This window comes from Ruegeria sp. CI8 (assembly GCF_056536865.1).
In genome coordinates this window covers 535,539-547,859 of the sequence record NZ_JBQFQL010000001.1, presented here as the reverse complement: position 1 = coordinate 547,859, position 12,321 = coordinate 535,539, and the positions used below count along the sequence as shown (strand labels likewise).

Genomic DNA, 12,321 nt, shown 5'->3' with positions numbered 1-12,321 from the left:
CGTCGTTTGTGGGGCCAGTCGCAGCGCGGGTCAAGAGATCAGGCCGCCGCGCCCACAAGCTCGGCGACGATTGCGGGCAGATCGTCGAAATGGTGCAGCAGCGCATCGGGCTGCAGTGCGGCCATGTCATCACCGGACGGGCCGAAGGTCACAAGGATCGAAGGCACCCCTGCGGCGAGGGCCGTGTTACGGTCGGTATCCGAGTCGCCCACCAGTATGCAGTGGTCGGGAAGCCCGCCGGCCCGGCGCGCCGCTTCACGCAGCGGCGCGGGGTCGGGCTTGCGCACCGGCAGCGTGTCCGCCCCCACCAACGAGCCAAACAACGCCCGCGCTCCCAGCCGCGTCATCAGCAGCTCGGCCAGCGCCTCGGGCTTGTTGGTGCAGATGCCGACACCGTATCCGGCGGCCTTCAGCGCCTCGACCGCCTGCAGCGCGCCGGGATAGAAGGTGGTGTGGGTGTCGATCGCCTGCCCATAGGCCTCGAGCAGGACCGGGTAATAGGCGTTCACGGTCTCTTCGTCATAGGCGCCCACGCGTTTCAGCCCGTGGGTCAGCATCATCCGCCCGCCGCGCAAAGCCACCGCCGCATCCTGCCCGTGCACCAGCACGTCGCCATGCCCCATCTGCCGGAAACAATGGTTGGCCGCCGCCAGCAGATCGCCCGACGTATCGGCCAAAGTCCCGTCCAGATCGAAGATGACCGTGCGCATTCTGTCTCCTTGCTCGGCAGTTTTCCGCCATGTCGTGTTGCAAACGGCAATCTTGTTTGATGGCCGAACGGCTTGCGCCTTTGCCCTCAGCGGATAAAACGGACCGCGACAAAACAAAAGAGAAAACGCATTCATGAGCACTGCCCTTGTCATCCTTGCCGCCGGAAAAGGCACCCGGATGAATTCGGATATCCCAAAGGTTCTGCACCCGATCGCCCAGGTTCCGATGCTGGTGCACGCCATGCGCGCCGGGTCGGTTCTGGCACCCGAACGCACGGCCATCGTCACCGGCCACGGCGCCGAGGCGGTGGCCAAAGTCGCGCAGGCCGAGGATGAAGACGCCCGCATCGTCGTGCAGGACCAACAGCTGGGCACCGCCCATGCCGTTGCCCAGGCGCGCGAGGCCCTGGACGGGTTCACCGGTGACGTGGTCGTTCTGTACGGCGATACCCCGTTTCTGCAGCCTGACACGCTGGAGCGCATGATCGCCGCGCGGGCTGACAGCGATCTGGTGATCCTGGGCTTCGAGGCCGCCGACCCGGCCCGGTATGGCCGTTTGGTGATGAACGGAGATGCTCTGGAACGGATCGTCGAGTTCAAGGATGCGTCAGATGAAGAACGCGCCATAACCTTCTGCAACTCCGGTCTTCTGGCCTGTGACGCGGGCACCCTGTTCGACCTGATCGACGCGGTCGGAAACGACAACGCATCGGGCGAATACTACCTGACCGACGTGGTCGAGATCGCGCGCGACCGCGGCCTGAAGGTCACCGCCGTTTCGTGCGACGAGGCGCAGACGCTGGGCGTGAACTCGCGCGCTGATCTGGCCGCGGCCGACGCCGTGTTCCAGGCCCGCGCCCGGGCCGAGCTACTGGATCTGGGCGTCACCCTGATGGCCCCCGAGACGGTCTATCTGGCTGCCGACACGGTGATCGGCCGCGACACGGTGATCGAACCCAACGTGGTCTTCGGCCCCGGCGTCACGGTCGAAAGCGGCGCGGCGATCCGGGCGTTTTCGCACCTGGAAGGCTGCCATGTCAGCCGCGGCGCCGTGGTCGGCCCCTATGCCCGGCTGCGTCCGGGGGCGGAACTGGCCGAGAACACCCGTATCGGCAATTTCGTCGAGATCAAGAATGCCGAAATCGCCGAGGGCGCCAAGGTCAATCACCTCAGCTATATCGGCGATGCGTCGGTCGGCGCGGGTACGAATATCGGCGCGGGCACCATCACCTGCAACTATGATGGCGTGATGAAGCACCGCACGGTGATCGGCGAGAACGTCTTTGTCGGCTCGAACACCATGCTGGTGGCCCCGGTCACCGTGGGCAGCGGCGCGATGACGGCCACGGGCACCATCGTGACCCGCGACATCGAACCCGACGCCCTGGCGGTGGGTCGCGCCAAACAGGAAAACAAACCGGGCTATGCCCGCAAGCTGTTCGAGATGCTGAAGGCGAAAAAGGCACGCCGGGACAAGGGAGCCTGAGTAAATGTGTGGAATTGTTGGCGTATTGGGCAAGCACGAAGCGGCGCCCATTCTGGTCGAAGCACTGAAACGGCTGGAATACCGCGGCTATGACAGCGCGGGCATCGCAACCGTAAACGGCGGCAAGCTGGGTCGTCGGCGCGCGGTCGGCAAGCTGGTCAATCTCAGCGACCTGCTGGTGCATGACCCCTTGCCCGGAAAGTCGGGCATCGGGCATACGCGGTGGGCGACCCATGGCGCACCCTCGGTCAGCAACGCGCACCCGCATCAGGCCGGACCGGTTGCCGTGGTCCACAACGGCATCGTCGAAAACTATCGCGAGCTGCGGGCCGAACTGGCCGAGAACGGAATCGATTTCCAGACCGAGACCGACACCGAAACCGTCGCGTTGATGACCGAATTCTACATGAAATCGGGGCTGAGCCCGGTCGAGGCCGCCTTCAAGACCATCGACCGGCTGCAAGGCGCCTTTGCGCTGGCCTTCCTGTTCGACGGCGAGGATGACCTGATCGTCGCCGCCCGCAAGGGCTCGCCGCTGGCCATCGGGCACGGGGATGGCGAGATGTTCGTCGGCTCGGACGCCATTGCGCTGGCGCCTCTGACAGACCGGATCACCTATCTGGAAGAAGGCGACCGCGCCGTGGTCACCCGCAATTCGGTCGAGATCCGCAACGAGGCGGGCGAGATCGCAAATCGCGAGATCCGCAAGATCCAGCTGGATCAGACCCGGACCGACAAGGGCGGGCACAAGCATTTCATGGCCAAGGAAATCGCCGAACAGCCGGTGGTGGTGGCCGAGGCGATCCGCTCGTACCTGCCCACCGGCGGCGACCGGGTGGTTCTGCCGGACGCGGATCTTGATTTCTCCAAGCTGGACCGCCTGACCATGGTGGCCTGCGGCACGGCCTTCTATGCCTGCCTGACCGCCAAGTACTGGTTCGAGCAACTGGCCCGGATGCCCGTCGAGGTCGATATCGCCAGCGAGTTCCGCTATCGCGAACCGCCGATCACCGACCGCACGCTGGCCCTGTTCGTCAGCCAGTCGGGCGAAACCGCCGACACCCTGGCCGCGCTGCGCTATTGCGAAGGCAAGGCCGACAAGATCGTGTCGGTGGTCAATGTCCCCGAAAGCTCGATCGCGCGGGAAAGCGACGTGGCACTGCCCATCCATGCCGGGGTCGAGATCGGCGTGGCCTCGACCAAGGCCTTCACCTGCCAGCTGAGCGTTCTGCTGATGCTGGCGCTCAAGGCCGCGGCCGACCGGGGCACGCTGGACGATGACGCGCTGGCCGATCACGCCGCCGCGCTACGCGGCTTGCCGACGCTGCTGAACGCCGCGCTGGACCAGGAGGAGGCGATCCGGAAATCCGCGCAGCGCCTGTCCGAGGCGCGCGACGTTCTGTTCCTGGGGCGCGGCCTGATGTACCCGCTGGCCCTCGAAGGCGCGCTGAAACTCAAGGAAATCAGCTATATCCACGCCGAGGGCTATGCCTCGGGCGAGTTGAAGCACGGCCCCATCGCCCTGATCGACAAGCATATGCCGGTGGTGGTGATGGCCCCGCGCGATGCGGTGTTCGACAAGACCGTGTCGAACATGCAAGAGGTCATGGCGCGCAAGGGCAAGGTCATTTTGGTCTCGGACGACGACGGGATCACCGATGCCAAGGACGGGGTCTGGAGCACGATCCGTATGCCGCATGCCCACCCTTCGGTGGCGCCGATCCTGTATTCGGTGCCCGCGCAGCTGCTGGCCTATCACACGGCGGTCGCCAAGGGCACCGATGTGGACCAGCCGCGCAACCTGGCGAAATCCGTCACGGTCGAGTAAGCCCCCATGCCGGACAGCCCTCTGGACCAGATCAACGCCCATGCCGACCCCGACCGGGCCGCCCAGATGGCGGCCTATCACAAGATCGACCGCCCCTATCTTGGGGTACCGAACCCGGTGCTGAATGATCTGACCAGAATCTGGCGGCAGCAGATGCACGTGGACGCCCGCGTCGCGCTGGCCGATCAGCTGTGGCAGACCAACATCCACGAGGCGCGGCTGGCCGCCGCCAAGCTGCTGACGCAGGCCCGCATCCGTCCCGATCAGGCGGTTTGGGACCTGCTGCAAAGCTGGCTGCCCGATTTCGACGCCTGGGCGGTGGCCGATCATGCCAGCATGGCCATGCAAAAGCGCCTGTGGGCCGATCCGTCGCGGCTGGACCAAGTCGAAAGCTGGACGACCTCGGATCACATGTGGACCCGACGCGCGGCGCTGGTGGCCACCCTGCCCTGGACCAAGCAGAACCACCCCAAGCCCGAAGACCTTCAGCGCCGCAACCGCATCCTAGGTTGGGCCGCCGGCTATGTCCCCGATCGCGACTGGTTCATCCAGAAGGCGGTAGCCTGGTGGCTGCGCGACCTGTCCAAACATGACCCCGACCGGGTGCGGGCGTTTCTGGACGCGCACTGTCACGCGATGAAGCCTTTTGCCCGCAAAGAGGCCGGCAAGTACCTGAAAGATCAGTTGGAATAAACGTCCAGTTCAACCAGTTCGTCAAACGGCACCAATAGCGCACGCATCGCCTCAACCGACAGGCGGCTGCCGCCTGAGGGCGCCGGTACAAGTGTGATATAGGCCTGCGCGCCCGTCTTGGGCACGACCACCCGGCCATTGATCTCAGTTTCGACCAACGGCGTTTCAAGCCAGCGTCCGGGCTTGTTCGGATCGCCCAGTCCGGCAATCGTTGTCTTGGCGCCGGCCCATCCGGTGTTCACGGCCGCAACAGGCGTTGCTTCCACCTCTTCGGTCGCAGCGGCGGTTTCTGTCGTCTGCGCAGGTTCCGCATCCGGGGCGCGATCAAGGCTTTGCCGCACCGCATCGCAGCCGGTCAGAAACGCAGGAAAAAGAACAAACAGGTATCGCATGCGACCAGCCTACCCCTGCCCGCGCCCGCGTTCCACCCCTCAAGCGCAGTTCTGACTTGTCGCAAGGCACCGTGCGCTTTACCTATTGGGCATGACTGCTCCGCTGATCGACCCGTTTGCCCGCGCAATCACCTATCTCCGCGTCTCCGTCACGGACCGCTGCGATTTCCGCTGTGTCTACTGCATGTCTGAAAACATGACCTTTCTGCCCAAGAAAGAGCTGCTGACGCTGGAAGAACTGGACCGGATGTGCTCCACCTTCATTCGGCTCGGCGTGGAAAAGCTACGGATCACCGGGGGTGAGCCACTGGTGCGCCGTGGGATCATGGGGTTCTTCGACTCGATGACCCGGCATCTGGACAGCGGCGCACTGAAAGAGCTGACGCTGACCACCAATGGCTCGCAACTGGCCCGGTTCGCCGACGACCTGTATGCCGCCGGGGTGCGGCGGGTGAATGTCTCGCTCGACACGTTGGACGAGGACAAGTTCGCGCAGATCACCCGTTGGGGTCGTTTGAAACAGGTCCTGGGCGGGATCGATGCCGCACAGAAGGCCGGGTTGCGCGTCAAGATCAACGCTGTGGCCCTGAAAGGGTTCAACGAGGAAGAGCTGCCCAAGATCACCCGCTGGTGCGCCGAACGCGACATGGACCTGACCTGGATCGAGGTCATGCCCATGGGTGACATCGGCAACGAAGACCGGCTGGACCAGTACTGGTCGCTGAAAGACGTGCGGGCCGAGTACGAAAACCACTATACCGTCACTGATCTGGCCGAGCGCACAGGTGGCCCGGCGCGCTATGTCCGGCTCGAGGAAACCGGGCAGAAGATCGGTTTCATCACGCCGCTCAGCCATAATTTCTGCGAAAGCTGCAACCGGGTACGCCTGACCTGCACGGGCGAGTTGTACATGTGCCTGGGCCAAGAGGACATGGCCGACCTGCGCGCGCCCCTGCGCGACCACCCCAATAGCGAAGAGCCGTTGGAACAGGCGATCCGCGCGGCGATCACCCTCAAGCCCAAGGGCCATGATTTCGACTATTCCCGCCAGAAGATCGACGGCCAGATGAGCCGCCACATGAGCCACACGGGCGGCTGACATGTCAGACTTGTCGGGGCAACCCACGACGCTGTACCGATTGTACTGCGCGTTGACATCCGTCGCCATGCCGTTGGCCTGGCGCACCGTTCGCGCCAAGCTGCAGTCGGCAGGTGTATCCGAAATCCGTCAGCGCGAGCGGCTGGGCCATCCGAGCCAGCCCCGCCCCGACGGTCGGTTGATCTGGTTCCACGCGGCCAGCGTGGGCGAGAGCCTGTCGGTTCTGAGCCTGATCAAGCGCTTGAGCGAACGGATCGAGGATGCGCAGTTCCTGATCACCTCTGGCACCCCGACCTCGGCGGCGCTGGTGGAAAAACGTCTGCCGCCGCGCACCCGCCACCAATACCCTCCTCTGGACAGCGCCGGCCCGGTGGCCCGCTTTCTGGATCACTGGCAGCCCGATGCCGGCGTCTTCGTCGAAAGCGAGATCTGGCCACGACTGATCGTCGAGACCGCCCGGCGTGGAACCCCCTTGGCCCTGCTGAACGCGCGCCTGTCCGAGAAATCGGTGGGCGGGTGGAAGAAGCGCCCCGACACCGCCCGCTTTGTCCTGAGCCAGTTCCGCCTGTTCCTGACGCAAAACGACCGCACCGCCGCAAACCTGATCGCCATGGGCGCGCCCGCCGATCTGGTGCAGCCCGGCACCAACCTCAAGGCCATGTCCGATCCGCTGCCGGTGGATCAAGACACGTTGACGCAGATCCGCGCGCAAATCGGCGCGCGGCCGGTCTGGATCGCCAGCTCGACCCATGCGGGCGAGGAGGAGACCGTTCTGGCCGCCCATGCCGAATTGCTGAACCGCAGGCCCGACCTGCTGCTGCTGCTGATCCCCCGCCACCCAGAACGGCGGGACGAGGTCTGCGCCTTGATCGATGCCGCGGGTCAAAGCCATGCCCTGCGCAGCGCCGGGCAGCCGATCATCGACGATACGCAGGTCTATGTGGCCGATACGCTGGGCGAAACCGGAACGTGGTACGCGTTGTGTCCGATCGTGTTTCTGGGCGGGTCTCTGAAAGAGATCGGCGGCCACAACCCGTTCGAACCGGCCCAGGCCGGGGCCGCGGTGATCACCGGGCCGGGTTACTACAATTTCGCCGAGACATTTGCCCCGCTGGTGGACAGCGGCGGCGCGGTAGAAGTCGCTTCGGCACCCGAGTTGGCCAAGGCGGTCGAGCTCTGGCTGTCGGACAGACCGGCGCTGTCAGCGGCGCAAGCGGCGGCGCAATCCTGCGTGAACACCCAGAAATCGGCGCTGGATTCGGTTGTGGATACGCTATGCGACAAGCTGGGTTTGGAGGACGCAGGCCCCTGACCGCCAACGGCAGCGGGGGCCTGCGCCCCCGCCACGGTATCAGGCCGCGGGCATCCGCTGTTCGACGATCTCGGCCCACCAGCTGCACCCGGCAGGGATCGCCTCGTCGTTGAAGTTGTATTCCGGGTGGTGAACCATCGCCGTGTCACCATTGCCGACCAGGATATAGGCACCGGGACGCTCTTCCAGCATGTAGGCGAAGTCTTCGCCGCCCATAACCAAAGGTGCCTCCTCGCAGGCCCCCGAGATCGAGCGGGCGACCTCGGCGGCGAACTCGGTCTGCTCGTCGCTGTTGATCATAACCGGATAGCCCCGGATATAGGTGACATCGGCAGTACCGCCGAATGTCGCGGCGACGCCCGAGCAGATTTCGTTGATGCGCTGCTCAGCAAGGTCGCGCATCTCTTTGCTCATCGTGCGCACGGTGCCCTTGATCTGCACTTTCTGCGGGATCACGTTGAACGCCTTCGACGAGGTCTCGAACGAGGTGACCGAAACAACGACCTGATCGATCGGATCGGCATTGCGCGACGCGATGGTCTGCAACGCCAGAACCGCCTGCGCTGTCATGACAGTGGTGTCCACGGTTTCATGCGGTTTGGCGGCATGACCTCCGCGACCTTCGAACGTGATATCGAACTGGTCAGTCGCCGCGAAGAACGCGCCCGGCCGGATCGAGAAGCTGCCCACAGGCTTACCGGGCCAATTGTGCATTCCGTAGACTTCCTGAATGCCCCAACGCTCCATCAGGTTGTCTTCGCACATCTCGCGGCCGCCGCCGCCGCCCTCCTCGGCGGGTTGGAAGATCACAACGACGGTTCCGTCGAAATTGCGCGTTTCGGACAGGTATTTGGCCGCCCCCAGCAGCATGGCGGTGTGGCCGTCATGGCCGCAGGCATGCATCGCACCCGGCGTTTTCGAAGCATAGTCCAAACCCGTCGCCTCGTGGATCGGCAAAGCGTCCATATCCGCCCGCAATCCGATCACCTTCCCCTTGGTGTCGGACTTGCCTTTGATCACCCCGACAACTCCGGTGCGGCCAATCCCCGTGACCACCTCGTCGCAGCCGAATTCTTTCAGCTTTTCCGCAACCAGCGCGCTGGTGCGATGCGTATCGAACAGAATTTCAGGATTCTCGTGAATATCACGCCGCCAGGCGGTGATTTCATCCTGCAATTCGGCAAAGCGGTTCTTCACTGGCATCTTCGTCTTCTCTCCTTAAAAAAATCTCAGGCCACCGGCATCCGGCGTTCGACCATCTCAGCAAACCACGAGCATCCGATCGGAATGATCTCGTCATTGAAATCGTATTCGGGGTGGTGAAGCCCGGCGCTGTCGCCATTTCCCAGGACTATGAAGGCGCCGGGACGTTCCTGCAACATGAACGAGAAGTCTTCGCCCCCCATCACCATCGGTGCTTCGGCACAGCTGCCACCGACGGCAATTGCCGCGGATTCTGCATATCCGGTCTGCTCTTCCGCGTTGATCGTGACCGGAACGCCGCGCGAGTAGGTCACCGTGGCGGTGCCACCCATGGTCGTCGCGACACCTTGCACAACTTCATTCAGTCGTTGTTCGATCAGGTCGCGCATCTCGTTCGAATGGGTGCGGACGGTGCCACGCAGCCGGGCCGATTGCGGGATCACGTTGAACGCATTCGACGAGGTCTCGACCGCAGTGACCGACAGAACGGCCTGCAAGATCGGGTCGGCGTTGCGCGAAACGATGGTCTGCAGGGCCACGATCAGTTGCGACAGCATGACCGTAGTATCCACGGTTTCCTGCGGCTTGGCGGCATGACCGCCGCGGCCTTCAAGATGGATGTCGAACTCGTCCGCCGCCGCCAGCAGAGGCCCGGAGCGAATGGCAAACTGCCCGGTCGGCAGACCCGGCACGTTGTGCATCGCATAGACTTCCTGGATGCCGAAGCGGCCCATCAAACCGTCCTGGCACATGGCTTCCGCACCGTTGCCGCCTTCTTCGGCCGGTTGAAAGATCACGATCGCGGTCCCATCGAAGTTTCGGGTCTCGGCCAGATATTTGGCGGCGCCCAGAACCATCGCAGTGTGACCATCATGGCCACAGGCATGCATGGCGCCCGCAGTCTTGGAGGCATATTCCGCACCCGTCTGCTCCTGCATTGGCAGCGCATCCATATCGGCCCGCAGACCGATCACCCGGCCTTGGGTGTCGGTCCTGCCCTTGATCACGCCGACTACCCCGGTCCGGCCAATTCCGGTCACGACATCGTCGCAACCGAACTCTTTCAGTTTTTCCGCAACCAATGCGCTGGTCCGATGGGTATCGTAGAGAATTTCGGGGTGTTGATGTATGTCGCGCCGCCAACCGGTGATTTCGGGGTGCATTTCGGCAAAACGGTTCTTGATCGGCATGACTGTCTTTCCTGTTTCAGGCGATGGGCATTCGTCGTTCGACGAGCTCGGCGAACCAGCTGCATCCGGCCGGAATGGCCTGGTCGTCGAAATTGTATTCGGGATGGTGGCACATGGCCGTGTCGCCGTTCCCCAAGAAGATGTAGGCTCCGGGCCGTTCTTCAAGCATGTAGGCGAAGTCTTCCGACGGCATGATCGGATCCGTTGCGTCATTGACCTTGCCTGCCACCGCCTCGGCGGCTTCGGCGGCGAAGGCCGTTTCCGCCTCGGAATTCACCGTCACCGGGTAGCCGGGTGTCCAGGTCACGCGAGCTTTGGCGCCAAAAGCCGAGGCTGTGTCTTCGGCGATCCGGCGCACGCGCTCCTCGGCGATGCCACGGTATTCCGGGTCCAGTGTGCGAACCGTGCCCTGCAGCCGGACCGTGTGCGCAATCACGTTCGAGGCGACGCTGTCAGTTTCAAACGTCCCCACCGTCAGCACCACCCGTCGGATTGGATCAACGGTGCGGGATACAACCGATTGCAGCGCAACCACGATATGCGATGCCACCAAGGTTGTGTCGATGGCTTCATGCGGCGCGGCGGCATGGCCACCTTTGCCGGTCACGACAATCTCGAACTCGTCCGACGACGCCAGCAGCGCGCCGGGCCGGATTGCGAACTCTCCGACAGGCAGGCCGGGCATGTTGTGCAAGCCGTAGACTTCCTGAATGCCCCATCGATCCATAAGCCCATCGCGGCACATGGCCAGACCGCCGGCTCCGCCTTCTTCGGCCGGTTGAAAGATCAGAACCACCGTTCCATCGAAATTGCGCGTCTCGGCAAGGTATTGCGCAGCGCCGAGCAAGATCGAGGTGTGCCCGTCATGCCCGCAGGCATGCATCTTGCCCGGCACGGTCGAGGCATAGTCCAGTCCGGTCGCCTCGTTGATCGGCAAGGCATCCATGTCGGCACGCAACCCGATCACCCGCCCCTGCGTGTCCGTCCGCCCTCGGATCACGGCCACGACACCGGTTTTACCTATACCCGGCGTGATTTCATCGACACCGAACGCCTTGAGCCGGTCGACAACGAAGCCGGCGGTTTCATGCACGTCGTACATCAACTCGGGATGCGCATGCAGGTGCCGCCGCCACTTGGTGATCTCGGCGTGCATTTCGGCAAGTCTGTTTTTGACCGGCATGTTCTACTCTCCGAGCTTCGGACTGAAATCCTGAGTTTCCAGTGCCTCTTTTTGGGTCACGCCGCCAGTTTGTAGACCAGACGCTGCATGAAGTCATGGCCGGCGTTGAACTGAGCGATCGTGATGTATTCGTTCGGCTGGTGCGCCTGGGCGATATCTCCGGGCCCACAGATCACGGCCGAGTAACCGGCTTCCTGAAACTGACCGGCTTCGGTGCCATAGCTGACGACATGGGTAGCGTTGTCGCCCGTAAGGGCGCGCACCAGCGTCTCAGCTTCGCCATCGGTTTCCGGGACCAACGCCGGAACGGCAAAGCTGGCTTTCACCTCGATATGGGCGTCCGCATGCACTTGCTGCATCTTCCTTTCCGCCACTCTTACCTGTTCCAGATAGGCTTCTTTCCAAGCTGATGCCTGCTCGCCGGGGACGACCCGGAAATCCATCATGAAACGGCAATCCTTGGCCGTGATGTTGTGCGCAGTGCCGCCCTTGATCATGCCCACGTGACAGGTTGTCCAAGGAGGATCAAAGACTGCCGCGATATCGCTGGGGTCCGCCGCCATGTTGATGTCGTTCTGGGCATTTGCCCAGTCGATCAGCGGCGCGGCATACATGATCGCATTGACACCGGTATGCATGATCGAACTGTGCACCTCGTATCCAACCACGTGGGTATCAAAGCCGAAGCCGCCCTTGTGGCCGGTGACGGCCTGCATCATCGACGGCTCGCCCACCACCACGGCCGAGCCCTTGGGCAGAACCTCCTGCATGGCGACGATCATGGGCGGCGCACCGGTGCAGCCGACCTCCTCGTCAAAACTCAGCGCCAATTGCAGCGGGCGCTTGACGTCGGCGTATTGCGCCTCGACCAGCGCCCAGATGGCGAGGGCGTCAAAGCCCTTCATGTCACAGGTACCACGTCCGAAATACTTGCCGTCCCGTTCGGTCACGACAAACGGGTCGCTGTCCCAGGGTTGTCCGTCCACCGGCACCACATCCGTGTGACCGGAAAGCACGACCGCGCCTTCCTCCCAGGGGCCGACATGGGCAAACAGGGCCGCCTTGTGCGGCTGGTCCGGATCCGGCCATCGGTGGGCGCGGATACCGTGGCCGTTCAGGTAGTCTTCGACCCAGTCGATCAGCGGCAGGTTGCTGTCGCGGCTGACGGTGGGAAACGAGATCAGCTTGGTCATGATCTCAAGCGGAGTCAGGCGCTGTGGCATAT

At 63.5% G+C, this 12,321-nt stretch carries 11 protein-coding genes; 5 read left to right on the top strand and 6 right to left on the bottom strand.

Features of this window, described 5'->3' with window-relative positions; translation table 11 throughout:
* Positions 1-38: 38 nt before the first annotated feature.
* A complete protein-coding gene (locus tag ACR0DA_RS02660) occupies positions 39-710 on the bottom strand; it encodes an HAD-IA family hydrolase (protein ID WP_170340984.1) in 672 nt (223 codons plus the stop codon).
* A gap of 133 nt (positions 711-843) precedes the next feature.
* On the opposite strand from ACR0DA_RS02660, the gene glmU reads away from it, so the two are divergent.
* The 3 genes from glmU to ACR0DA_RS02645 are packed head-to-tail and all read left to right on the top strand — an operon-like array spanning position 844 to position 4,717.
* The gene (gene glmU, locus ACR0DA_RS02655) at positions 844-2,196 is read left to right on the top strand and encodes a bifunctional UDP-N-acetylglucosamine diphosphorylase/glucosamine-1-phosphate N-acetyltransferase GlmU (RefSeq protein ID WP_480752860.1); all 1,353 of its coding nucleotides are present in this window, start codon (positions 844-846) and stop codon (positions 2,194-2,196) included.
* 4 nt (positions 2,197-2,200) lie between these two features.
* A complete protein-coding gene (glmS, locus tag ACR0DA_RS02650) occupies positions 2,201-4,024 on the top strand; it encodes a glutamine--fructose-6-phosphate transaminase (isomerizing) (RefSeq protein WP_480752858.1) in 1,824 nt (607 codons plus the stop codon).
* A gap of 6 nt (positions 4,025-4,030) precedes the next feature.
* The gene (locus ACR0DA_RS02645) at positions 4,031-4,717 is read left to right on the top strand and encodes a DNA alkylation repair protein (RefSeq protein ID WP_480752857.1); all 687 of its coding nucleotides are present in this window, start codon (positions 4,031-4,033) and stop codon (positions 4,715-4,717) included.
* On the opposite strand, the gene ACR0DA_RS02640 is transcribed toward ACR0DA_RS02645, so the two are convergent.
* Positions 4,705-5,109, bottom strand: coding sequence for a hypothetical protein (locus ACR0DA_RS02640; RefSeq protein ID WP_480726945.1), 405 nt, complete (start codon positions 5,107-5,109; stop codon positions 4,705-4,707). The two genes, ACR0DA_RS02645 and ACR0DA_RS02640, sit on opposite strands and share 13 nt — an antisense overlap.
* 91 nt (positions 5,110-5,200) lie before the next feature.
* On the opposite strand from ACR0DA_RS02640, the gene moaA reads away from it, so the two are divergent.
* Together moaA and ACR0DA_RS02630 are read left to right on the top strand one after the other, a co-directional pair.
* On the top strand, positions 5,201-6,208 hold the full coding sequence (moaA, locus tag ACR0DA_RS02635) for a GTP 3',8-cyclase MoaA (protein ID WP_480752856.1): 1,008 nt from the start codon (positions 5,201-5,203) through the stop codon (positions 6,206-6,208).
* A gap of 1 nt (position 6,209) precedes the next feature.
* On the top strand, positions 6,210-7,520 hold the full coding sequence (locus tag ACR0DA_RS02630; RefSeq protein ID WP_480752854.1) for a 3-deoxy-D-manno-octulosonic acid transferase: 1,311 nt from the start codon (positions 6,210-6,212) through the stop codon (positions 7,518-7,520).
* 39 nt (positions 7,521-7,559) lie between these two features.
* Here ACR0DA_RS02630 and ACR0DA_RS02625 read toward each other — a convergent pair whose 3' ends face one another.
* From ACR0DA_RS02625 to argE, 4 genes are read right to left on the bottom strand one after another with little or no spacing between them, the layout of a single operon-like run.
* Positions 7,560-8,723, bottom strand: a complete 1,164-nt coding sequence (locus tag ACR0DA_RS02625; RefSeq protein ID WP_170460620.1) for a M20 aminoacylase family protein — start codon at positions 8,721-8,723, stop codon at positions 7,560-7,562.
* A gap of 26 nt (positions 8,724-8,749) precedes the next feature.
* On the bottom strand, positions 8,750-9,913 hold the full coding sequence (locus ACR0DA_RS02620; RefSeq protein ID WP_480752853.1) for a M20 aminoacylase family protein: 1,164 nt from the start codon (positions 9,911-9,913) through the stop codon (positions 8,750-8,752).
* Positions 9,914-9,929: 16 nt separating this feature from the next.
* Positions 9,930-11,096 (bottom strand): M20 aminoacylase family protein, encoded by a 1,167-nt coding sequence (locus tag ACR0DA_RS02615; protein WP_170357322.1) that lies wholly within the window; start codon positions 11,094-11,096, stop codon positions 9,930-9,932.
* 56 nt (positions 11,097-11,152) lie between these two features.
* Positions 11,153-12,319: an acetylornithine deacetylase gene (gene argE / locus ACR0DA_RS02610; RefSeq protein WP_480752851.1), complete on the bottom strand. Its 1,167-nt coding sequence runs from the start codon at positions 12,317-12,319 to the stop codon at positions 11,153-11,155.
* Positions 12,320-12,321 lie beyond the last annotated feature (2 nt).